Genomic DNA, 23,132 nt, shown 5'->3' on the forward strand with positions numbered 1-23,132 from the left:
GTCAGGCCGTGCGCCTGCGGGGCATCAATCCCGACACGGCCCGCCGCTGGGCCGACTCGTCCGCGCAGAACGGTGCATGGACCGAAGCTCGCCGCTACACGGGCCGCGTACTTCTCGCCAAGGCCCGCCTCCACTCGACCGAGACAGGAACCGACGAAACTGTCCTGCCCACCAAACTCACTGCATAGCCTCAAAGGAAGTTCGACGAGTGACCGTCGATACACCACTCCGGCGGACGTGACCGGGCCCGCCGGCGTGGCTCGATCGGCGGCCGCCCTGGCCGGTGAAGACGAGCCGCTGTTCCAGGCAGTTCAGGCCATCCCGCTCACCCTAGAGTCGTCGAGCTGTCACGATCGCGGTCATGACGATCCCTCCGCCGGATGCAGCGCCAGGCTGGGACGACCTGCTTCGTGCGGGAACGGGCCCTGTGCAGCAGAGTTTCCTGGACCTTGTCCGGACCACACGTGAGTACCTGGGCTACAGCCCGGAACTGGTCTCGGGTCTGTTGCAGACTCCGGAGTACGCGGCTGCCGTGCTGCGCCTCGTCGTGGACTTCTATGGGATTCCCGACGACATTGAGGCAGGGGTGGCTGCCCGTACGGCTCGCGCGCAGTACATCGGCCAGGAAGGTCGCTCCTTCCACATCCTGCTGGGTGAGCAGGCGTTGCACACCGAATTCGGTGGGCCGGAAGTGATGCGAGGCCAACTTCATCGATTGCTGGAGGCGACGGACCTGCCAGGCCTGTCCCTGGGGATCATCCCCGCCCGCGCTCGCCTCCTGGTCCATCCGGGAGGCAGCTTCTCGATCTTCGACGACAGCAGGGTCGAAGTCGAGGGATATCGCGGAGCTGAAACGATCACGAATCAGGACCGGCTTGCCTTGTTCCGCAAGGCGTTCGTTCTCCTCCGGTCCTCCGCTGTCTACGGACAGGCCTCCCGGGACCTGATCGAGTCCGCGCTGGCGACGACCTGATGGTTGCCGGGTTACGGAGGAGACGATGCCGACATGCGCCTGATGTGCCGTCAGATATGTCAGCATCTGGTCAGCATCAGTCCCTGGACATTCCGAAGCGGCTATCCGGCTCGACGCCTGGTCGGCGGCGTCACCACGGCCTGGTTCGCGCTGAAGCGCAGGCAGGGAGCCTTCTCGTCAGGAGGGGAACGATGTTCCTTTTAATCTCCGATCTGACGTGCGCCAGTGTAGGGTGAAGACCGCCCTTGACCTGCATAAAGCTGGCAGGGAGCCGTCTTCTAGGAGCTCAAATTGCTGCGCACCATGATCAAGTCCAAGATCCACCGGGCCACCGTCACCCAGGCCGACCTGCACTACGTCGGCTCCGTGACCGTCGACGCCGATCTGCTCGACGCCGCGGACCTGCTCCCCGGCGAGCTCGTGCACATCGTGGACATCACCAACGGGGCCCGGCTGGAGACGTACGTCATCGAGGGCGAGCGTGGATCCGGGGTGATCGGGATCAACGGCGCCGCCGCCCACCTCGTGCACCCCGGCGACCTCGTCATCCTCATCAGCTACGCCCAGGTCGAGGACGCCGAGGCACGGGCGCTGAAGCCGCGCGTCGTGCACGTCGACGCGGACAACCGGATCGTCGAGCTGGGCACCGACGCCTCCGCGCCGGTGCCGGGCAGCGACCAGGAGCGCAGCCCCTACGCCGTGGCCGCCCGATAGGAGACCGACGCATGACGGAGAAGGCCGGGAAGCCGGAACAGGCCGAGCAGACGGGGAAGACGGGGATGGCGGAGAACCGGGGCGGCGCGGTCGACTTCCGGGACGAGCGCGAGAAGGGCCTGCTGCTCGCCCTCGAGGACGGCACCACCATCGGCCGCATCGCCTACTTCGTGCTCGCCGAGGACCCCCACGCCCTGGTGGCGGTGCACACCGTCGTCGAACCGGGCCACGAGGGCCGGGGCATCGCCGGCGGCCTGGTGCGGACCTTCTACGGGATCGCCGCGGCCGAGGGCGTGCCCGTCGTGCCGCTGTGCCCCTACGCGGCGAGCTGGGCCGCCAAGCACCCCGACGAGGCGCCCGCCGCCTCCGAGGAGCTGGTCTCGGCGGCCAAGGCGCAGCTCGCCGCGGACCCCGGGCTGCGGTGACGCGTCCCGACCTGACCCTGCTGCACACCTCCCCCGTACACGTCCCGGTCTTCGACGCCCTGCGCGACCGGGACCGTCCGGGGGCGGTGCTGCGGCACCTGGTGGCGCCGGAGCTGCTGGACCGGGCGATCGCGCAGGGACCGGACGCCGTGGCTCCGGCGCTGCGCGGGCTGCTGGCGGGCTCCGCCGCCCCGGTGCTCGTCACCTGCTCGACCCTCGGAGCCGTCGCCGAGTCCCTCGCCCCTGACCTGGGCGTGCCCGTGCTGCGCGTGGACCGGCCGATGGCCGCCGACGCGGTGCGCCGCGGCGGGCGGATCGTCGTCCTGGCCGCCCTCGAGTCCACGCTCGCGCCGACCCTGGGCCTCCTGGCACAGGAGGCCCGGACGGCCGGGATGCGCCCTCCGTCCGTCCGTGCGCAGCTCGTCGCGGGGGCCTGGGAACGCTTCGCCGCCGGAGACCCGGCCGGCTGCCACGCCCTGGTGGCCCGGGCGGCCGACGAGCTCACCGGTGCCGACGTGGTCGTCCTCGCCCAGGTCTCCATGGCCGGCGCGGCGCGGCTCACCACCACACGCGTCCCGGTGCTGACCGCACCCGGGCCGGGGCTCGCCGCGGGCCTCGCCCTGGCCGGCGCCTGAGGCGCCCACCGCAGACGGCACCCCCGACGCGCCCCGACGCGCGGATGTGCCCCGACGCGCAGGGGTACGGGCGCGGGTACGGCGCATGCGCGGAGCTTTCGCGGGAAAATGCGCAGTATGGTGCGAAAACTCGAAGAGACGCAGCCCCCGGCCCCGGAGCCCGATCCGACCCCGGCGCCCGGCCCGTTCCCGGACCCGGAGCCCATCCCGCGCCCCGTGCCGCCCGTACCGGGGCCCGTTCCCGAACCGGACCCGATCCCGCCGCCCCCGGGGCCCGCGCCGGTACCGCAGCCCGGGCCCTGGAGCTGAGCGACGGCGTCAGTCGGTGCGGACCTCGGAGCGGTCGCCGCTCCAGAGCGTGTGGAAGGAGCCCTCGCGGTCCGTCCGCCGGTAGGTGTGCGCGCCGAAGAAGTCCCGCTGGCCCTGGGTGAGGGCCGCCGGGAGCCGCTCCGCGCGCAGCGCGTCGTAGTAGGAGAGCGACGCCGCGAACGCCGGCACCGGGATGCCCTCGCGCACCGCCGTCGCGAGGACCGAGCGCCACCCGTCCTGCGCCGCCCCGATCTCCTCGGCGAACCGCTCGTCCGACAGCAGGCCCGGCAGGTCGGGGCGGGCGTCGTAGGCCGCGCGGATCCGGTCGAGGAAGGCCGCCCGGATGATGCAGCCGCCGCGCCACAGCGAGGCCACCGCCCCGAGGTCCACGTCCCAGCCGTACTCCTCGCTGCCGGCCCGGATCTGGTGGAAGCCCTGCGTGTACGAGACGATCTTCGACGCGTACAGCGCCTCCTCCACCTGCGCCGCGAACGCGTCCGCGGCCTCCGGGGCGAGGGCGGTCGCCTTCGGGCCCGCGAGCCCCCGCGCGGCCGCGCGCAGGTCGGCGTGCCCGGACACGGAGCGGGCGAACACGGCCTCGGCGATCCCCGACACCGGTACGCCCAGGTCGAGGGCGATCTGCACGGTCCAGCGCCCCGTGCCCTTCTGCTCGGCGGCGTCGGCCACGACGTCGACGAACGGGCGGCCGGTCGCCGCGTCCGTGTGGGCGAGCACCTCCGCCGTGATCTCGATGAGGTACGAGTCCAGGCGCCCCCGGTTCCAGCTGCGGAAGGTCTCCGCGATCTTCTCGGGGGAGTAGCCCGCGACCTCGCGCAGCAGGTGGTACGCCTCCGCGATGAGCTGCATGTCGGCGTACTCGATGCCGTTGTGCACCATCTTGACGAAGTGTCCGGCCCCGTCGGGACCGATGTGGGAGGTGCACGGGGTGCCGTCGGCGGCCTTGGCCGCGATCTTCTCCAGCAGCGGTCCCAGGGAGGCGTACGACTCCGCCGAGCCGCCGGGCATGATGCTCGGGCCGAGCAGCGCCCCCTCCTCACCGCCGGAGATGCCCACTCCCACGAAGTGGATCCCCTGCTCACGCAGCTCCCGCTCCCGGCGCCGGGTGTCCTCGAAGTGCGCGTTGCCGCCGTCGATGATGACGTCGCCCTCCTCCAGCAGGGGGGCGAACTCGCGGATCACGGCATCGGTCGGCTCCCCGGCCTTCACCATGATGACGAGGCGCCGGGGGCGCTCCAGCGCGTCGACGAACTCCTTCGCCGAGCCCGCCGCGACGAAGGCGCCCTCGTGCCCGAATTCCTCCACCAGGGCCGTGGTCTTGGCGGCGGTGCGGTTGTGGACGGCCACGGTGAACCCGTTGCGGGCGAAGTTGCGGGCGAGGTTGCTGCCCATGACTGCGAGGCCGGTGACGCCGATCTGGGCCGTGCTGGTGCTCATGTGTGCGCTCCTGCGTGCTTCGGTGTGCGGGCTGTGCCGACGCTACCCCGCCGCCGGCCGAACGGCGCTCCCGCCTCTCGGTGGATTGTCAAGTTCCGCTGAAGAGCGCCCCGTTGCTCCGCTTGCCGTGCAATGATCCCGGCATTACGTTGTGCGATTCCCGATGTCTTCGATGGGGGCTCCCATGGCCGTACGGGGCCGGCACCGCCGGTATCAGCCGAGCAGCATCAACCGGGCCTCGCTGGCCGTCACGGCGGGCGGCGCGGGGATCGCGCTGCCCCTGGTGGGTGCCGGAGCCGCGGAAGCGGCCTCCGTCGACACCTGGAACGAGGTGGCCGCCTGCGAGTCGACGAACAACTGGCGGATCAACACCGGCAACGGCTACTACGGTGGCCTCCAGTTCAGCCAGAGCACCTGGAAGGCCTTCGGCGGCACCTCGTACGCGCCGCGCGCCGACCTGGCCACCAAGGAACAGCAGATCGCGGTCGCGGAGAAGGTCCTGCGCGGCCAGGGCCCCGAGGCCTGGCCGAACTGCGGCAAGCGGGCCGGGCTCAGCCGCGGCGGACCCGCGCCGTCCGTCACCGTGACGGCGAAGCTCCCCGCGCAGCCGGGCGACCGGACCGAGCCCGGATCCGCGGGCGCGAAGGCGACCCCCGTCCGGGCCGAGACGCCGCGCCCGACGGGGACCTCGGTGCTGCCGAACCCGTACGTCGTGGCTCCTGGCGACTCGCTCTCCGCGATCGCCACCGAGCAGCATGTCGAGGGCGGCTGGCAGGCCCTGTACGAGACGAACCGGGCCACGGTCGGCAGCAACCCGAACATGATCTTCCCGGGGCAGCGGCTCACCCTGCGCATCACCACGGCGCCCGCGAAACCCACGAAGCCGGTGCCCCCGCCGCCCGCGCAGAACCCCGAGAAGCCGCCGCGGACGGCCGACCCGGTGAAGCCCGTGGAACCGGCTGCGGAGAAGCCCGCGCCCAAGCCGGCCGAGAAGCAGACGCCGAAACCGGCCGAGAAGCCGGCGGAGAAGCCCGCACCGCAGCCCGCCTCAGCGCAGCAGAAGCCGGCCGGGCAGGGGTTCACCGCCCCCGTCGACGCCGCGCTCGGCACCGCGTACCGCGTCTCGGGCTCCTCCTGGTCCAGCGGTTACCACACGGGCGTCGACTTCCCCGTGGCCACCGGCACGACCGTCAAGTCGGTCGGCCCGGGCCAGGTCGTCTCGGCCGGCTGGGCCGGGGCGTACGGCTACCAGGTCGTCATCCGGCACTCCGACGGCCGGTACTCCCAGTACGCGCACCTCTCGGCCCTCTCGGTGAAGTCCGGCCAGCAGGTCTCCGGCGGGCAGCGGATCGGCCGTTCCGGCTCGACCGGCAACAGCACCGGCCCGCACCTGCACTTCGAGATCCGCACGGCCCCCGGCTACGGCTCCGACATCGACCCGCTCAAGTACCTCCGCGGGCACGGGGTCCGCATCTGACCCGCGCGCGTGCGGCGGCACGGCCGTGAGCAGGATCAGGCCGGCCGCCGCCAGCACGCCGCTGGTCACCGCCCCGGCCGTGCCCGCCGCCCCGAACCGGAAGCCCTCGCCGAACAGCGAGATGCCGACCGCTGCGGCGACCACCGGATTGATCACCGTGACGGTCGCCAGCGGGGCGGTGAGACCGGCGCCCCGGTAGGCCGCCTGGGACAGCAGCAGCCCGGCCGTCGCCAGGGCGGCGATCGCCGTCAGGTCGGGCCAGGTGCCGCTCCCGGCGCCCGCCGTGAAGCCCTCGGCGACCGACTTGGTGAACACCGACGCCATGCCGAACGCGGTGCCGGCGGCCGCCGCCAGCAGCACGCTGCGCAGGACCGCCCGGTGCATCCGGTGCGCGGCGACGAACAGCGTGGCCACCACCGCCCCGGTGACGACGAGCAGGAGGGTGCGCTCCCCGTCCACGAGCGACGGGCCCCCGCGCCCGTCCCCGCCGGTCAGCGCCAGCAGTCCGGCCAGGCCTGCGGTGGCCAGCACCGCACCGCGCCAGGCCGCCGCGCCCGCCCGGCGGCGTACGAGGACGGCGGACATCGGGAGCGCGAAGACGATCGTCAGCGCGCCGAGCGGCTGGACCAGGCTCAGCGGCCCGTAGGCGAGCGCCACCACGTGCAGCAGGGCGCCCAGGCCGTTCAGCCCCACGGCCAGCCACCAGCCCGCCCGGCGCAGCGGCGCGTACGGACGGTCGGGGGTCGTGGCCGCGACCCGCTCCTGGACGATCGCGCCGGCCGCGTACGCCACGGCCGAGACGAGGCACAGGAGGACCGACAGCGCCAGAGCACTCATAAGCTCCACAATGCCCCACCCGTCCGCGCTATTCCTCCGCCCACGGGTGGTCACGGGTCATACTCCCGACGTAGTACGGGAGTACGGGCGGGCGCCGGGGGAGCGCGGGGCGCGACCCGTCCGCGACTCCGCACCGTACGGCACCGGACGCTCTGCGTGACGGCCACTCGAACGGGTTTGTCTCCCGGCGCGTGGGCTCCGTACAGTTTCCCTTTTGAGGACTTCCGCAGCAGGCGGATGCGGACGAGTGATCAAGGAACGGCAGCGGCCATGACGGTGACCGAAGAAAGCCAGGACCAGGGGCAGGCCTACGGGCCGGGCATCGACCCCGAGCGGCTGGCCCTCTGTCTCAGCGTGCTCGAGGAGCTCGACACGATCGACGTCGACCACCCCGACGCCATCACCGTACGCCGCGCCACCGCCGGGATCTACCGCACGGTCAAGCAGCGCCGCCGTCAGGAGCGCCGCGCCTCCAAGACCGCCAACGACAAGGCCGTCACCGAGGCGACCGCCACCGGCTCCGCCGAGCGCATCGACGACGAGACCGAGGGCATCCTGCCCTCCTCGGTCACGGAGGCCGGCCGGATCGCGGGGATACTCCAGCGCCCCCGCTCCTGCTACGTCTGCAAGACGCGCTACGTCGAGGTTGACTACTTCTACCACCAGCTCTGTCCCGAGTGCGCCGTGCAGAACCGGTCCCGGCGCGAGGCCCGCGCCGACCTCGCCGGCAAGCGCGCGCTGCTGACGGGCGGCCGGGCCAAGATCGGCATGTACATCGCGCTGCGGCTGCTGCGCGACGGCGCGCACACCACGATCACCACCCGCTTCCCCAAGGACGCGATCCGCCGCTTCAAGGCGATGGAGGACTCGGCGGACTGGATCCACCGGCTGGAGGTCGTCGGCATCGACCTGCGCGACCCGGCGCAGTCCGTCGCCCTCGCCGACCGGGTCGCGGCGGCCGGCCCGCTCGACATCCTGATCAACAACGCGACGCAGACCGTCCGCCGCCTGCCCACCGCCTACGCGGCGCTGGTCGAGGGGGAGTCCGCCCCGCTGCCCGCCGGCGAGCTCCCCGCCCACCACGTCATCGGCGCCTTCAACTCCGGCGCGGTCGACGGCCTGGCGGCCCTTCCCGTCGGCGTGAGCGGGCTGGAGGCGCAGAAGGTCGCCGACCTCGCCCTCGTCGCCGGCAACGCCAGCCTGGAACGGCACCTCGCCGGCACCGCCATCGACGCGGGCGGCCTGCTGCCCGACGTCGTGGAGAGCAACACCTGGGTGCAGACCATCGACCAGATCTCCCCGGTGGAGCTCCTCGAGACCCAGCTCTGCAACTACACGTCGCCGTTCATCCTGATCAGCGCCCTGCGGCCGGCGATGGCCGAAGCGGCGCGCAAGGCGTCCAGCGGACGGGCGTACGTGGTGAACGTCTCGGCGATGGAGGGCGTCTTCAGCCGCGGCTACAAGGGCGCGGGGCACCCGAACACCAATGCCGCCAAGGCCGCCATGAACATGGTGACGCGGACCAGCGGCCAGGAGATGTTCCAGACCGACCGCATCCTGATGACCTCGGTCGACACGGGCTGGATCACCGACGAGCGTCCGCACTTCGACAAGCTGCGCCTCGCCGAGGAGGGCTTCCACGCCCCCCTCGACCTGGTCGACGGCGCGGCCCGGGTCTACGACCCGATCGTCCGCGGCGAGGCCGGCGAGGACCTGTTCGGCGTCTTCCTCAAGGACTACGCCCCGGCCAACTGGTAACCCGCCCGCTCCGCGCTACCGCGCGCCCGGGACCGGCCCCCTCGGTGCACCGAGGGGGCCGTAGGCGTTCCCGGACCCCCGGCACGACCGGGCCGCGACCAGCTCCAGCAGCGGCCGCCAGTCCTCCAGGACGCCCGCGTCCGGCCCGGCGGCGCCGGCCGCGGCCGCCTCCCGGGCCTGCCGCAGGGAGGCCGCCGCCTCCGCGTCGCCGTCGCCCGCGCCCCCTGCCGAGGTTCCGCCCGGGCCGTTCCCGCCGGCCGCCGCCAGGAGGCCCAGCAGCCGGGCCACCCGCTCGCCCAGCAGGGGCCGGACGGCCTCCGCCGCCAACTCGCCGTGTACCGCGCCGTCACTCGGACGGAGCATCTTTCCGAGGTCGTGCACCAGGCCCGCGAGCTGCAGTTCCTTGTCGGAGGGATGGGAGCGCCGCAGGTGCGCCGCCGTCCGCAGACCGCAGTCGTCGGGGGAGTCGTACAGCAATTGCATGAGCGTCACCACGCTTGTGACGTACGGCACTTGGGCTTCCGTCGCCCTGGAAACCGACACCGCGGGCCCCCTCCGTCGCGCCTCGCACTTCCGGGGTCGAGCAGACCATCCGTCACGTACCCGCCGACCCACGACTTGCTGAACTCGCGACGAAACTGAGAGGGCGCAGCGGATTTTGCCTTCCTATCGAGCGGAGGTCCGCTCATATGTGTACTCTGGGGCATCAAGACGGCCCCCATCCGGGCCGCGCTCCACCAAGGCGCCACCGCGTCCGGAACCCCCTTCATCCCTTGCCCCGGCTCGCGGTCCGCTTGCCGGGTTGCGCGACGCAAAGGAGTGCGCGGTGACTGAAATGTCGAAGCCCGAACCCACGGTGCTGGAGCGGACCGGATCGCGGTCCAAGACCCGCTCCGACGAACTCGGCAGCCTCGAGGTGTGGGCCCGGTCCGCCCCGATCCGGCTGGCCGGCTACGAGGACGACCTGGCGGAGGCCCACATCCTGCCGGGCATCGACTAGACACCGACCCCGCGCGCGCCGCGGGGCCCGGACACCGCGGGCCGCACCGGCCCGCGGAGCGGTACTCCAGCGCCCCCACGTGCGGACAGCACCGGGGGCGCTGCCCCGCCCGGCTTACGCCCTCGGCGTCATCGCCCACGCCGATCACGGCGTCCGCACCCCGTCCGCCGGGGCAGGCTGGACCCATGAAGATATTGCTGCTGGGCGGTACCGAATTCGTCGGACGTGCGATCGCGGAGGACGCCGCGGCCCGGGACTGGGACGTCACCCTCTTCCACCGGGGCCGCCACCCCGCCCCACCGGGCACCCGGACCCTCCTCGGGGACCGCACCGCCCCCGGGGGCCTGGCCGCCCTCGCCGAGGGGGAGTGGGACCTGGTCGTCGACACCTGGGGCGGCGCCCCCACCGCGGTGCGCGACAGCGCCCGCCTGCTGAGCGACCGCGCCGGCCGGTACGCGTACGTGTCCAGCCGCTCGGTGTACGTCTGTCCGGCCCCGGCGGGACGCGCCGAGGACGGGGTCCTCGTGGACGGCTCGCCCGACGCGCCCGAGACCGGATACCCCATGGACAAGCGGGGCGGCGAGCTCGCCGCCCTGGACGCCTTCGGGGACCGCGCCCTGCTGCTGCGGGCCGGCCTGATCCTCGGGCCGTACGAGAACGTCGGCCGGCTGCCCTGGTGGCTGTGCCGCACCGCCCGCGGCGGTCCGGTGCTCGCCCCCGGCCCGCGCGACCTGCCGATCCAGTACATCGACGTGCGCGACCTCGCGCACTGGAGCCTCGGGGCCGCCGCGGCCGGACTCGGCGGCCCCTACGACCTGGTCTGCCCGGCCGGGCACGCCACCATGGGCGGCCTGCTCGAGGCCTGCGTCGCCGCGACCGGCTCCGGCGCCGCATTGCGCTGGACCGACCCGGAGGTGATCGAGGCGGCCGGGGTGGAGCCCTGGACCGAGCTGCCGGTGTGGATCCCGCCGGGCGAGCTCCACGGGCACCTGCACGGCAGCGACGTGTCCAAGGCGGTGGCCGCCGGGCTGGAGTGCCGTCCGGTCGAGGAGACCGTGGCCGACACCTGGGCCTGGCTGAGCGGGCTCGGCGGCCCGGCCCCGCAGCGCCCGGACCGTCCGGCCCCGGGCCTCGACCCGGAGCGGGAGGCCGCGCTACTGGGCCTCTGACGGAGGGGCGTGCGCGAGGCGGGTCGGCGGGAGGTACTCGCGGACCCGGGTGCGGTGCCACCAGGCCCCCGTCTCCCGCAGCTCCCGCCAGGTGGTGTACCGGTAGCGGTACACCACGGCGCGGACGTACACCGGCGGGGCGTCCGGGAACGGATCGTGCCGCAGCAGTCGCAGCGTGTCCCGGTCGCCGGCGAGCAGCCGCTCCACGAACGGCCCGAACCAGTCATCCGCGTAGCCGGGAGAGATCGCCGCGAACCACATCAGCCAGTCCAGCCGCAGGTGGTACGGGGCGAACTGGCGCGGGAGCCGGCGCGGGTCACCGGGCTTCCCCCTGAAGCCGTACTCCCGCCAGTCCCCGTCCTCGCGCGGCACCCGGTCCGCCGTCCCCTCCACCACCACCTCCGTGCGGACCCGCCCGACCGAGCCGAAGGCCCCGTAGGTGTTGACCAGGTGCAGCGCGTCGAAGGAGCGGTTCATCACCTGCCGGCGCGAGAGCATGTTGAGCACCGGGCGGCGGCTGAGGACGAGGACCAGGACGCCCACCGCGCACACGAGCCCCGCGAACCACAGGGGCGGCTGCTGCGAGGCGGCCGCCGGGGGAGGGCCCGCGATCCCGGTGAAGTCGACGGCGGAGGCGGCGAGGGCGATCGTCAGCCAGTTCAGCCAGGCGAAGTTGCCCGACAGCACCAGCCACAGCTGCGTCGCGACGACGATCCCGGCGGCGTAGGAGGCCACCGGCTGCGGGGTGAACAGCAGCACCGGCACGACGAGTTGGGTCACATGGTTGGCGGCGCACTCCACCCGGTGCAGGGGCCGGGGCAGGTGGTGGAAGAACCAGCTGAGCGGCCCGGGCATCGGCTGGGTCTCGTGGTGGAAGTTCAGGCAGGTCAGCCGGCGCCAGCAGGGATCGCCGCGCATCTTGATCAGTCCGGCGCCGAACTCCACGCGGAAGAGCAGCCAGCGCAGCAGCCACAGGACCAGCACCGGCGGCCCGGTCCGCGCGTTGCCGAGGAACACGGCCAGGAACCCCGCCTCCAGCAGGAGCGACTCCCAGCCGAAGGAGTACCAGGTCTGCCCCACGTTCACGATGGAGAGGTACAGCGCCCACAGCACGGCCCACATCGCCATCGCGGCGGCGAGCGGCACCGCGTCGCCGGCCCCGGCGGCCAGCGCGGCGGCCAGGGTCGCGCCGCCCCAGGCGCAGCCGGCGAAGAGCCGGTCGGAGTAGCGCAGCCGGAACAGGCTGGGGGCGCGACGGAAGGGCACGTACCGCGCGTGGCGCGGGACGGGCAGCATGCCGCGCTCCCCGATCAGGGCCCGGAACTGCAGGGCCGCCCCGAGGAAGGCGACGAGGTAGACGCCGGCCAGGACCCGCTGGAAGACCAGCCGGGCGATCCAGTAGTCCGGCGCCGTGAACCAGTCCATCGACTCCAGTATCGGACCGGTCGGCGGGCGGCGGCCATCGCTGCCGCCGCCGGAGGCCTCCGGGGGGCTTCGGCGTGATCCCGCGGCGCTCCGGTTGCGGCTCCCGCGCGGATGCGGCAGACAGGAGGAAGCAATCGGGGCGAAAGGGAGAATCCACGTGAACGGACCGTCACATCCGACACCTCGTCAGGCTTCGCGCCGTCACGCACCGGCGGGAGCAGCCCTCTTCGCGCTCCTCGGCCTGTTCGCGGCGGCCTGCGGCAGCCCCGAGGAGCCGGCGGGCGCCGCCGGAGCGGAGAGCCAGGAGGTCCACCTCCAGGCCGTGGCCACACCCGGCCCCGACCCGTTCACCGCCTCCTCCGCCACGGCCGAGTCCTCCCCCCTCCAGCCCCCGCTGCCCAACCCCACCGGACAGGGCATCCGCACCGTCAACGCCGCCACCCCCGGCCTGTACGGCGGCACCCAGCGGCTCGGCAGCTGCGACGTCGAACAGCAGGTGGGCTTCCTGACCGCGGACAGCGCCAAGGCCCGCGCGTTCGCCCAGGCCACCGCCGTCCAGGAGGAGGAGATCCCGCGGTTCCTGCGCGGCCTCACCCCCGTCGTCCTGCGCGCCGACACCCGCGTCACCAACCACGGCTTCCGCGACGGGCGCGCCGACGCCTACCAGTCCGTCCTCCAGGCCGGCACCGCCGTCCTCGTCGACGAGCACGGCATGCCCCGGGTCCGCTGCGGCTGCGGCAACCCGCTGGGCGCCCCGCGCGCCGCCAAGGGGTCCCCGGTCCACAAGGGAGAACCCTGGAACGGCTACCAGCCCAACCAGGTCATCGTCATCGAACCCACCACCCAGGCGATCACCAACCTGGTCATCGTCAACATCGCCGACAACACCTGGATCGAACGCAAGCACGGCGACGACGGCGCCCAGGACCGCGCCCCCCGCCTCGTGCCCCCGTACGACCCGTCCGACGGCATCCCCGACGGCCCGCTGCGACCCTCCGGCACCCCCTCGGGCACGCCCTGCCCGAGCACACCGGGCACCGGGGCCACCGACTGCGCCACCGCCCCGTCGGCCCCCTCGACCCCGACCGGCCCCGGGACGCCGCAGGACCCGGCCCGGCCCCAGCAGCCGCGGCCCGAGAACCCCGCGGACCCGAGGGAGGCCCTGCCGCCGGAGAACCCCTCCGACCCGCTGACCCAGGACCCGGGCGACCCGGCCCTGCCCCCGGACCCCGACGCGTCCGTACCCGTCGACCCGTACGACCCGTACGCCGAGCCGTACGACCCGAACAGCCCCTACGTCGACCCTGACCTGCAGCGGACTCCCACGGAGGAGGGCTACTCGCTGGAGAGCGCCTGACCGGCCGGTGTGTCATGGTGGACCGGTGCCGACCACCGTATCGCTGCCGGACGACTGGCCCGCACACCCGGACCGGTCGCTCTCGCTCAACCGCATGGGAAGTTTCGACTGGGACCTGGTCACCGGTCTCATGCACATGGACGAAGCCGCCCTGGACGTCTTCGACACGACCCCCGACGCCTACGACGGACGGCCGTCCTCCCTCGGAGAGCGCGTGCCGCCCGCCGAGGCGACCCGCCTGGACGCCATGGTCTCCTCCGCCCTCAAGAGCGGCACGGACAGCTACGGCGCCTACTTCCGCATCCGCTGCCGGGACGGACGGCTGCGCTGGACGCACACCCAGGGCCGCGTCCTGCGCGACGGGGAAGGCCGTCCGTACCGGATCATCGGCATCGTCCGCGACGCCACCGAGGAGCTGAGCCATTCGGCCGAGCGCCTCGGCCTGGACGAGGAGCGGCGCCGCCAGACCACGGTCGTGGAGAGCACCACGGCCGCCCTGGCCCACGCCCGGACCGTCCAGGACGTCATCGACGCGCTCGGCGACGCCCACGGCCTGGAGCGGCTCGGCTCCATGGGCATGGTCATGGGCCTGGTCGAGGCCGGCCGGATCCACCTGGTCGCCGAGGGCCCGGACGGCAGCTTCGTCCCCGGCACCCGCTACACCCGCATCGACGAGCAGTACCCGATGAGCGAGGTCGTCCGCTCCCTCCAGCCGCGCTTCCTCGACTCGGCGGAGGAGTTCGCCCGCGACTACCCGGCCCTCTGGGCGAAGATCTCGTACATGCGGATCTCGGCCGCCGCCTACCTGCCCCTCATCGCCCAGGCCCGCCCCATCGGCGCGATCGGACTGCTCTACCAGGACAAGGACGGCTTCACCCAGGAGGAGCGCAACCTCCTGGTGGCCCTCGGCAGCAGCATCGCCCAGAGCCTCCAGCGGGCCATGCTGCTGGAGCAGGAACACGACCTCGCCGAGGGACTCCAGCAGGCCATGCTGCCCCGCCGGATCCCGTCGGTTTCGGGCGGGGAGATCGCCGTGCGCTACCGCTCCGCCCGGATGGGCCGGGACATCGGCGGCGACTGGTACGACGTCATCCCGCTGCCGGGCGGGCGGGTCGGCGCCGTCATCGGCGACGTCCAGGGCCACGACACCCACGCCGCCGCCGTCATGGGCCAGCTGCGCATCGTCCTGCGCGCCTACGCCGCCGAGGGCCACTCACCCGGCACGGTCATGGCCAGGGCCTCCGTCTTCCTCCACGAACTGGACACCAGCCGCTTCGCCACCTGCATGTACGTCGAGGCGGACCTGTCGACCGGCGTCCTGCAGATGGTCCGCGCCGGCCACATCGACCCGCTGCTGCGCACCCGTGACGGGGACTGCCACCGCCTGCCGGTGGACGGCGGGATGCCGCTCGGGCTGTCCGCCGAGTTCGGACGCCTCGAATACCCGGTGACCACGGTGGAGCTCGACCCCGGCGAAACCCTCCTGCTGTGCACCGACGGCCTCGTCGAACACCCCGGAGCCGACCTCGACGACGGGATACACCTGCTGACCTCCCACGTCCGCGGCGGCCCGGCCGACCTGCAGCTGCTCGCCGACCGGCTGTGCGAGATCGTCGCCGAACGCGGCGGCGCCGACGACATGGCCCTGCTCCTGCTGCGCCGCCGGCCGGCCCCCGCCCCGCCCGGCGGCGGACGCCTCCAGCAGCACGTGGCACCGGGCGACCCGGAGGCCCTCGTGGCCGCCCGCCACATGATCGGCGCGGCCGTCCGCGCGTGGGGCGCGCGGGAGCGGGCCGACGAGATCGAACTCGTCGCGGACGAGCTGATCGTCAACGCCCTGATGCACACCGACGGCCCGGCGATCGTGACCCTGCGCATCCTCGCCGCACCCCAGCGCAGACTGCGCGTCGAGGTCGCCGACCGCTCCAGCGCGCTGCCGCGGCGGCGCGAGGCGGGCGACTCCGGGGTCTCCGGGCGGGGCCTGATGCTCGTGGACCGGCTCGCCGACGTCTGGGGCGTGGAGCCGCGCGGCAGCGGCAAGTGCGTCTGGTGCGAGTTCGTGATGGGCTGAGCGCCGGGCCGGATCCGGGCCGGTCCGGGCCCGGATCCGGCCGGCACCGGTCGGCATCGCGGCCCCGGGCCGAGCAGGGTCGGCTCGCGCTCCGTCCACGGCGACGGCAGGCTGGGACCATGCCGGAGCTGCCCGAGGTCGAGGCCCTGCGCGAGTACCTCGACGAGCACCTCACCGGGCGGGTGGTCGCACGCGTCCTCCCGCTCGCCGTGAGCGTCCTGAAGACCTACGACCCGCCCCCGAGCGCCCTGGAGGGGCAGCGGGCCGGAGCCACGGCCCGCCACGGCAAGTTCCTGGACCTGCGGATCGGCGAGCTCCACCTCGTCACCCACCTGGCCCGGGCCGGCTGGCTGCGCTGGCGGGAGACCCAGCCCGCCCAGCCGCCGCGCCCCGGCAAGGGGCCGCTCGCGCTGCGGGTGGTCCTCGACGGCGGGGACGGCTTCGACCTCACGGAGGCCGGGACCCGCAAGGGCCTCGCCGTGTACGTGGTCCGCGACCCGCAGGAGGTGCCCGGAATCGCCCGCCTCGGCCCGGACCCCCTCGCCGAGGACTTCGACCGGGACGCCTTCGCCGCCCTGCTCACGGGGGAGCGGCGCCGGATCAAGGGCGTGCTGCGGGACCAGAGCGTGATCGCGGGCATCGGCAACGCGTACAGCGACGAGATCCTGCACGCCGCCCGGATCTCGCCGTTCGCCCTGGCATCGACCTTCGACGAGGACCGGACCACCCTGCTGTACGCGGCGGTCCGCGACACCCTGCGGTCCGCCGTCACCCGGGCCCACGGGCTCGCCGCGGGGGAGCTCAAGGCCGAGAAGAAGAGCGGACTGCGGGTGCACGGCCGGGCCGGCGAGCCCTGCCCGGTGTGCGGCGACACGATCCGCTCCGTGTCCTTCGCCGACTCCTCGCTGGAGTACTGCCCCACCTGCCAGACCGGCGGGAAGCCGCTGGCCGACCGGCGGCTCTCGCGCCTCCTCAAATAGCCGGACGCTGCGTAGACTCCCGCACCATGGCCGAGGAGTCCCCGCAGTCACCGCCCCGGCGCGAGGTGGTCACGGGGGTGCCCCGGGGAGCCCGGCGCAGGCCGCCCGCGTACGCCCCGGCCCGGTCGGAGATCACCGAGCAGACCACCGTGGGCGCCACCTACGTACGGGCCCTCATGCGAGGTCAGCTGCGCGCCGCCCTGGTGGCATTGACCGCCCTGGTGGTGCTGGTCGGCCCGCTGCCGCTGGTCTTCGCCCTGACGCACACCGGATCCGGGCCGCCGGTCTGGCTGACGCTGGGCCTGCTGGCGTATCCGGTGATGTGGCTGATCGCCCGCTGGTACGTCCGCACGGCGGAGCGCGCCGAGGCCGATTTCACCGGCCTGGTGACGGACCCGGCGGACCGGCCCTGGTGCCCTGAGTCAAAGATTCACTTGGGCGCGCCTACTGCTGACGGACCTCAGAATCAGATCACTGGGGCCTGATCCGAGAGACAGGCCCTGGCCCTCCGGCCTGCAAGCGGAACCTGCGGTGGAGGCAGTGGCCGCACGGTCGGCCGTGAATGTCCCGCAGTCTTGGCGGGGGTGACGACGGTGCTGGGCGGTCCCCTGCCGGTCGTTCCGCCCGGACCAGGGCGCGCCCTCGCGGTTCGACCGCGTACCCGAGGGGAGCGGTGGGAATCCGGCGGATGAGGCCCTCCTGGATCAAGGCACGGATCGCCGACTTCACGGCCCGGCCGGGTACGTGCCGGCAGAAGTGCGACCCGAGGCTCGGGCCGTGGTGGCCTTCCCATTCCAGCAGGAGCCCCAGAACGGTCACCTGGAGGACGGATCGGTTCGGGCGGCGGCGGACGGGAACGGTGGCCGTTCTCCGTTGCACGGCGAGTCGAGGGTCCTCCTCCTCAGCGGAGAGAGCGGGGTGGGCGGCAGGGACGAAGGCCGCCAGCTCGCGGCCGTACGAGACGGTCAGCACGTGGTCGCTGAACGAGAGCTCCTGGACTGCGTCGGGAAGCCACAACCCGGTGACGCCCTGGCCCGAGTCCGCGTCCCAGAGGCGCACCTCGTTGTCCGGACCGCCGACTGCGACGACGGCGCTGTCCGGTGTGCTCCCGAGCCCGAACACCGGGATGGCCTCGCCCTCGGCGGGAGCGTCCAGACGGACGGCGCTGAGCAGACGGCCGGTCTCGGCATCGGTGACGCGCACACTGTGGTGGTCCGCCCACAGGTGCTGAGACGCCACACGCGGGCCGGAGGGCCCCGCGGTGAAGCGCACCGCGGTGACGCCTGGTGATTTGCCTGCCGGGCTCAGGACGCGCCGGACAGAGCCCGACGCCAGGTTCCACAGGACGACTTCGCCGTCGCTGCGGCCGGTGAGGACCACGGGAGTGTCCCGGATGCGGCCCACGGCCAGGGCCGACACCCCCTCGTACCGGTTCAGCGGGCCGCTGCGGAGGCGGCCCGATCCCAGCTCCCACATGTGGGTGTGGCCCTGGCCGTCGAGCGTCACGAGCACGGGCCGCCTGCTGGATCCCCCTGCCGCCAGGGCGACGACGGGAACGTCCGTCCGCCGGTTCCACAGCACGGACCCGGTGTCGACCAGACGGACGACGATGCCCCGCCCCGAACTCACGGAAGCCGATACGGAACCCTCCCGCGTCGATCCCAGCGCCACGGCGTGTACGGGGCTGTCCCCCGCCATGCGTGCGCTGAGGAGGCTTCCGGTGCGGTTGTCCAGGATGCGCAGCCGGTGGTCGCCGCAGGCGGTGACCACGAGTGGGCGGCCTCGCGGAGTGTCCGAAGCCAGCGCTTCGATGCGCCCCGGATGAACGGCTCCCGCGATGTGTTCCGTCCGGTCGGAGAGGTCCCAGACACGACCGGTCGCGTCGTCGCCGCAACTGACTGCCATCCATCGGCCGGAGTGCGAGAGAGGGGCGAACGCCGCGACTCGCCGGACGGGCGCCGTGTGACCGGTGTAGGTGTGCAGTTCCCTGCCGTTCTCGACGCTCCAGCTTCGGACGGTGTCGTCGGCCGAGGCGGAGAGGACGATGAGTCTCGCCAGGGTGAGTCGGTTTCCCCGTCTCTGGCTGACCGACAGAGCGTGTTGCCGCAGAGCACTTCGATCCGTGTGCCGCTCGTCGAGCTCGGGGTCGACGCCGTCCTGCGTGGGGTGCGGAGCGTAGACCGAGGAGAGGGCCAGAACAGCCCGGTGATGACCCTCCAGTTGGTTCAGTCTTTCCCCCGTGTCGAGGTCCCAGATCCGTACCGTGCCGTCGGCTCCGCCGGTGACCGCCGTGGCGGCTCTCGGCATGGGGTCGGCGTCGTCCTCGGACGGCAGGTGCAATACGTCCAGGTCACCCGGACGTCCCCTGCGGTTGAACGTGAGCGGGGAGCGCCCGGTGACGGCGTCCCAGATTCGTCCGGTTCCGTCGACAAGGGTCGCCACGGCGATGGGGTCCCTGTAGGACCCGCCGCACTCGAGGCCCGTCACCTCGGCAGCGAGCGGCATGGAGTAGAGGGCGCGCCCGTCCCTGAGGGCGACGGCCACCACCTGCGCCGGCGCTTCACCCGTCGCCGCCACGGCGGTGAGCACCAGGGGCTCGGACCGGTTCCAGGCGACGGCGAGCAGCCCACGCGGGTAACCGGACGCGGTGGTGAGCAGCACCCGGGACCGCCCCCGCTCGAAGTCCGTGACGCGGAGCGTTCCGTCGTGGCCGACGCTCACCGAACACAGGCGCCCGTCGTGGAGAAGGGTCTCCAGTCCGGTCACCGGGCCGTCGTGCGCATCGACGGCCGATGAGGCGCGGCCGGTCCGCGCGTCCCAGACACGCAGCCGCCCACGGGTGTCCGCGGTGACGACGAGGGTGCGACCGTCACGCGTGTGCGAGGTCAGTGCGGTGACACCCCCGGTGTGGCCCTTCCACGCGTGGCGCAGGGTGCCGGTGTCGGCGTGGAAGACGCGGACCGTCTCGTCCGCACCCGCCGTGACGGCGAGGGGCTCACCGTCGACCACGGCGAGGGCAAGATGGCCGAGGGGTCGGCTGTGTCCGGTGAGAGAGGCCCGGAGCGCGGGCGAGATGTTGGCGGCGGTGGACCACGCGCACTGCCACGGCGGGTTCTGCTCGTCCGACGGCTCATAGAGGGAACGGCTGATGTCGGGGCGTTGATGGCGTACGGCGTCCACTGCCAGGATGTGGCGTCGCTGTTCGGCCGGTGCCGTGGCGTGGCGCGCCAACGACGTGCGATAGACGGTGAGAGAGGTGTGGTCCCGTCGGCCTGCCGGGGACGTGGCGAGGATGCTGCGCGGGTCGCCGTGGACCAGGAACTCCCAGTCGTGCAGCAGCCGGTCCAGCCCTCCGGCATCGGCCGCGTGTTCGGCCGCGTGCCGCAGGAGATAGGGCGAGGCCCTGTCCCAGTGGAGGACATCGCCGTCCGCGACCTCTGCGGTCAGCAGGTCGAAGACGCGCTGCGCCACCTGACGGCGGGAGACCGCGTTGTCGTCGCCTTTGTCGTCATGGGCGTTGTCGCTGTCGTAGACATCGCCGGTGTCGTCGGCTGCAGTGCTCACGCCTGCTGTGCCCCGGTGGGCTGCGGAGCAGCCATCAACGCGGCCACCTCAGGTGTCTTGAGGTACTCCTCCACATGATGGAAGCGGTAGGTCTGGTGAGCGGAGCAGTGCCGGTCGCTCTCCACCCCGTCGAACCGGGCCGAGATTCCGCGGATCGGCAGTGCGACCAGGTCTCCGGGGTCCGCGAGGTTGGCCCAGCGGCGCACCGCGTCCGGTCGCCGGCCCCGGCCGAGCTCGGGTCCGGGCGTCAACCGGTGGAAGACCGCCTTCGGCAGAGCGAGCGGCGAGCCCAGGGTGATCAGGAGCGGTACTTCCAGGTCCTCGCATTCATGGAGTGCCTCGTAGGCGATGACACTGCCCAGCGAGTGCGCGATCACGACATCGGGGCGATGCGCGGTCAGGGCCTCCCGTACCCGGTTCCGGACTGCCGGACGGGCAGGGCCGGGCTCCAGGTAGCGGTGCACTTCCTTGGCGAAGCGGACCAAGAACCACTCCATGAGGCCGGGGGCGCAGGCCTTGGAGGCGACGATGTCCTGGAGCTGGTCGCGCAGCAGGTAGGTGAGCCACCCCTGGGCGATCCCCGGCGCTGCCGTGGGCGTTTTCAGGAGGGAGAACATGTCCATCAGAATCGTCTCTTCGGAGTCCGAGAGTTCTTCCAAGCGGCCGTCCTCGCCCTGGTGGCCGTGTTCCTGGAGCAGGTCCGCGTAGTAGGCGACGTGCACATCGGCGTCCGGCGTCCCGCCGGCAGCCAGGTGCTTCTCCCAGAGGGCGGACATGTGGCCGGCGACCGTCTCGGGATCTTCGTCCACGCGGAGGTTGCCGATGCCGTGGATGCCCAGGATCTTCATATGGCCTCGCTTCGGGTAGCGCTGTCGAGTGGGTACGGGTGGGCCTGGAGGTAGTCGGCGAGGCCTTGGTGAAAGAGGCGGTACAGGGTCGAGCCGTCGGTTTCGACCCCTGTGCGCAGGTAGAAGGACCCCGCGTCGAGCAGCCCGCGGACGTGCTGCAGGAGGTCTTGGTCCGTTGCGCGCGCGAGGCCGCAGCCGGCTGCCACGTTCGGCGTGGGCGCGAACTCCGGTGCCACGGCCGCGACCGCCTCGGTCGGGAAACCGTCGCCCTTGGCGAACGCCACAGCGGCCAGCACCGCACGGAGGTCCTTGCCGTCGGGGCGTCTGTCGAGGTCGAGTTCGAGGACGTCCGGCAAGCTCCTGGGGACGGTGCGGCCGCGCGCGACGGCGGCATCCACGTTGTCGGGCACCGGCTGGGTGGCCAGGACGTGGCCGAAGATGCGTGCTACGAGGAATGGCCCCCACTCGTGCATGCGGTCCGTTTCCTCGGTGAGCGCCTCGGCCACCGTTTCGGCCAGCGCGGTGCGAATGGGCCGCTGCTCGGGAGGGATGTACTGGGGCAGGGAGGAGAGTCTGCGGAGCATGTGGCTCCGGAGGTCGCTGCGGATCTCCTCGAGCGGCACGTCGTCCAAGTCCAGCAGACCTCCGTCCCGACCTGCCAGGGTGAGCAAGGGACCTGCCGGCCAACGACGCGTGCCGACCAGCAGCCGCACCAGGGACCGTCCGTCCGGACGGACCGCCCCAGCCAGCGGTATCAGCAGTGACTTCATGAGGTCGTCGGGGTCCTCCGCCTCGTCCAGGGCGTCGAAGACGAGGGCGGGTACGGCGGGAAGCGTGCCCGCTTCGGAGATGAGATCGGCGACGCTCCACCGCCGCTCCGGTTCGCTCGGCAGTCTCCATTGCAGGGCGATCGAGGTCATGACCGCGTCGATGTCGCGGCCGCGGGAGTGGATCGCGGCCAGGAGCGGGTTCGGTGAACACACACCTTCCGGACTCTGCGCGCTCAGGTAGGCGCGGATGTCGGGGGCGGCATCGATGACCGCTTCGTGCCCCGAGCAGACCAGAGCGCCCAGGAGCGCCGACTTCCCCGAACCGGGTGCGCCCGTGACCACGCGCAGCCCACCGACCCGGTCGTCGTCCAGCCAGGCCGCCAGCCAATGCAGTTGGGACTGGCGGCCCACGAAGTGGTCGTCCACCCGGTCCATGAAGTGTTCAGCGCCGAGGTCCGCCACGAAGGCGCGCACGGGAGGTACGACGTCGTGCAGCTTCTCCAGGCGGGTGCCGGGGCGCCATCGCGGGTTCGGAAAGAAGGGGAGTTCGGGCAGTTCCTGCGAGACGTCCACGCGCGTGGTGTGGATTCGCTGACTGCTGCCGAGCCCCTCCAGGCTGTTCTGAATGGCTCGGGTGACCCGGTCCCAGCGGACGAAGCGAATCGAGGGTGAGGTGTCGAGACCATGGTCGGCGATCTGTTCCAGGACCTCCGCCACAGCTTCGCTGAAGCGGCCGTCGTAGGCCGGGCGATCGGGGCTCGTCGCCGCGATCACCCAGGCGTTCAGCTCGCCGTCCGGGACCCGGGTCAGTTCGGAGAGGCGAGCGGACCGGCCCGCACGGCACAGATCGATGACGAACAGGGTGGGCTGGGGCTGCTGGTGGGCGATCCTCACCCACTGGCTCACATCGGTGCCAGTGCCGAGCGTCGCGCATGCAGGAACCATGTGGACGTGTTCTAGTCCCGCCGCCGCCGGCGAGCGGTTGAGGTCCGCTGCCGGGGTTCCGTGGGACAGTGCGTGCACGATCCTCGTCGTGCTCGAGTGAACGGCCGCGTCGCTGTGGAGCATCACAGCTCTTCGGTCCGGTTCGGCGACCGACAGAACCTCGTATCCGACGCGCTTGTAGGCGAGGTCGAGCCGGGACATGAGACCTGGGACGAAGGGGAGCCGGGGCCAGTCGGTGTGGCCCGGCGCCGGCTCGCCATGCGGGTCCGCGGTGGTGGGGAACCGCTCGACGCCCATGAGCAGCACTTGCCCCGTGCCCGATTCTTCTGTCCTCACCTGCGCGCTGTCCCTCTCCGATGCGGTCCACCTGGACGTCATGGGAAACGTCCACGACAAGGGTAGGTGGCGGACGGCGGTCCG

17 protein-coding genes and 2 pseudogenes are annotated in these 23,132 nt (G+C 72.7%); 12 read left to right on the plus strand and 7 right to left on the minus strand.

The genetic code is table 11. From position 1 onward, the window contains the following. Positions 1-361: 361 nt before the first annotated feature. The 4 genes from ACPU2J_RS29325 to ACPU2J_RS29340 all read left to right on the plus strand — a co-directional run bounded on the left by ACPU2J_RS29325 (position 362) and on the right by ACPU2J_RS29340 (position 2,747). Positions 362-973, plus strand: coding sequence for a DUF5753 domain-containing protein (locus tag ACPU2J_RS29325; protein WP_423834372.1), 612 nt, complete (start codon positions 362-364; stop codon positions 971-973). A 291-nt stretch (positions 974-1,264) separates the two neighbouring features. After that, entirely contained in the window at positions 1,265-1,687 is a 423-nt protein-coding gene (gene panD, locus ACPU2J_RS29330) for an aspartate 1-decarboxylase (protein WP_420078882.1), read from the plus strand. A gap of 65 nt (positions 1,688-1,752) precedes the next feature. Beyond that, positions 1,753-2,112 (plus strand): GNAT family N-acetyltransferase, encoded by a 360-nt coding sequence (locus ACPU2J_RS29335; RefSeq protein WP_423835020.1) that lies wholly within the window; start codon positions 1,753-1,755, stop codon positions 2,110-2,112. Next, entirely contained in the window at positions 2,109-2,747 is a 639-nt protein-coding gene (locus ACPU2J_RS29340; protein ID WP_423834373.1) for an aspartate/glutamate racemase family protein, read from the plus strand. The genes ACPU2J_RS29335 and ACPU2J_RS29340 overlap by 4 nt, the downstream gene beginning before the upstream one ends. 318 nt (positions 2,748-3,065) lie before the next feature. Here the strand turns inward: ACPU2J_RS29340 and gndA are convergent, their stop codons facing one another. Beyond that, positions 3,066-4,511 carry an NADP-dependent phosphogluconate dehydrogenase gene (gene gndA, locus ACPU2J_RS29345; protein WP_423834374.1) on the minus strand — a complete coding sequence of 482 codons (1,446 nt, stop codon included), beginning with the start codon at positions 4,509-4,511 and terminating at the stop codon, positions 3,066-3,068. Positions 4,512-4,695: 184 nt separating this feature from the next. Here gndA and ACPU2J_RS29350 point away from each other — a divergent pair, with 184 nt between their 5' ends. Further along, positions 4,696-5,988, plus strand: coding sequence for a transglycosylase family protein (locus ACPU2J_RS29350; protein WP_365132455.1), 1,293 nt, complete (start codon positions 4,696-4,698; stop codon positions 5,986-5,988). Between the two features lie 90 nt (positions 5,989-6,078). Here the strand turns inward: ACPU2J_RS29350 and ACPU2J_RS29355 are convergent. Beyond that, positions 6,079-6,825, minus strand: a pseudogene (locus ACPU2J_RS29355) (DMT family transporter); the annotation flags it as partial. Positions 6,826-7,095: 270 nt separating this feature from the next. Between ACPU2J_RS29355 and ACPU2J_RS29360 the strand changes: the two are divergent. Next, positions 7,096-8,583 carry an SDR family NAD(P)-dependent oxidoreductase gene (locus tag ACPU2J_RS29360; protein WP_423834375.1) on the plus strand — a complete coding sequence of 496 codons (1,488 nt, stop codon included), beginning with the start codon at positions 7,096-7,098 and terminating at the stop codon, positions 8,581-8,583. Between the two features lie 15 nt (positions 8,584-8,598). On the opposite strand, the gene ACPU2J_RS29365 is transcribed toward ACPU2J_RS29360, so the two are convergent. Further along, a complete protein-coding gene (locus ACPU2J_RS29365) occupies positions 8,599-9,096 on the minus strand; it encodes a metal-dependent phosphohydrolase (protein WP_420078878.1) in 498 nt (165 codons plus the stop codon). Between the two features lie 313 nt (positions 9,097-9,409). On the opposite strand from ACPU2J_RS29365, the gene ACPU2J_RS29370 reads away from it, so the two are divergent. Both ACPU2J_RS29370 and ACPU2J_RS29375 read left to right on the plus strand, forming a co-directional pair. After that, positions 9,410-9,583, plus strand: coding sequence for a hypothetical protein (locus ACPU2J_RS29370; RefSeq protein ID WP_423835054.1), 174 nt, complete (start codon positions 9,410-9,412; stop codon positions 9,581-9,583). A gap of 185 nt (positions 9,584-9,768) precedes the next feature. Beyond that, a complete protein-coding gene (locus ACPU2J_RS29375; protein ID WP_420078877.1) occupies positions 9,769-10,752 on the plus strand; it encodes an NAD-dependent epimerase/dehydratase family protein in 984 nt (327 codons plus the stop codon). Here the strand turns inward: ACPU2J_RS29375 and ACPU2J_RS29380 are convergent. Then, positions 10,738-12,177 (minus strand): lipase maturation factor family protein, encoded by a 1,440-nt coding sequence (locus ACPU2J_RS29380; protein WP_423834376.1) that lies wholly within the window; start codon positions 12,175-12,177, stop codon positions 10,738-10,740. The genes ACPU2J_RS29375 and ACPU2J_RS29380 overlap by 15 nt on opposite strands. A 157-nt stretch (positions 12,178-12,334) precedes the next feature. Between ACPU2J_RS29380 and ACPU2J_RS29385 the strand changes: the two genes are divergently transcribed. From ACPU2J_RS29385 to ACPU2J_RS29400, 4 genes and pseudogenes are all read left to right on the plus strand, one after another. Continuing rightward, positions 12,335-13,534 (plus strand): DUF6777 domain-containing protein, encoded by a 1,200-nt coding sequence (locus ACPU2J_RS29385; RefSeq protein ID WP_423834377.1) that lies wholly within the window; start codon positions 12,335-12,337, stop codon positions 13,532-13,534. Between the two features lie 7 nt (positions 13,535-13,541). Next, a complete protein-coding gene (locus ACPU2J_RS29390) occupies positions 13,542-15,605 on the plus strand; it encodes a SpoIIE family protein phosphatase (protein ID WP_361593481.1) in 2,064 nt (687 codons plus the stop codon). Positions 15,606-15,724: 119 nt separating this feature from the next. Further along, positions 15,725-16,585 (plus strand): Fpg/Nei family DNA glycosylase, encoded by an 861-nt coding sequence (locus ACPU2J_RS29395; RefSeq protein ID WP_423834378.1) that lies wholly within the window; start codon positions 15,725-15,727, stop codon positions 16,583-16,585. 26 nt (positions 16,586-16,611) lie between these two features. Then, a pseudogene (locus ACPU2J_RS29400) lies at positions 16,612-16,980 on the plus strand (hypothetical protein); the annotation flags it as partial. Between the two features lie 76 nt (positions 16,981-17,056). Here the strand turns inward: ACPU2J_RS29400 and ACPU2J_RS29405 are convergent. The 3 genes from ACPU2J_RS29405 to ACPU2J_RS29415 are packed head-to-tail and all read right to left on the minus strand — an operon-like array spanning position 17,057 to position 23,018. Next, complete coding sequence (locus ACPU2J_RS29405; RefSeq protein ID WP_423834379.1) at positions 17,057-20,149, minus strand: WD40 repeat domain-containing protein; 3,093 nt, start codon at positions 20,147-20,149, stop codon at positions 17,057-17,059. Beyond that, positions 20,146-20,997: a serine peptidase gene (locus tag ACPU2J_RS29410; protein WP_399816613.1), complete on the minus strand. Its 852-nt coding sequence runs from the start codon at positions 20,995-20,997 to the stop codon at positions 20,146-20,148. Before ACPU2J_RS29410 ends, ACPU2J_RS29405 begins: the two co-directional genes overlap by 4 nt. Next, positions 20,994-23,018: a hypothetical protein gene (locus ACPU2J_RS29415; RefSeq protein WP_399816611.1), complete on the minus strand. Its 2,025-nt coding sequence runs from the start codon at positions 23,016-23,018 to the stop codon at positions 20,994-20,996. Before ACPU2J_RS29415 ends, ACPU2J_RS29410 begins: the two co-directional genes overlap by 4 nt. Between the last annotated feature and the right edge of the window lie 114 nt (positions 23,019-23,132).

Source organism: Streptomyces manipurensis, assembly GCF_049570255.1.
Classification (GTDB): domain Bacteria; phylum Actinomycetota; class Actinomycetes; order Streptomycetales; family Streptomycetaceae; genus Streptomyces; species Streptomyces manipurensis.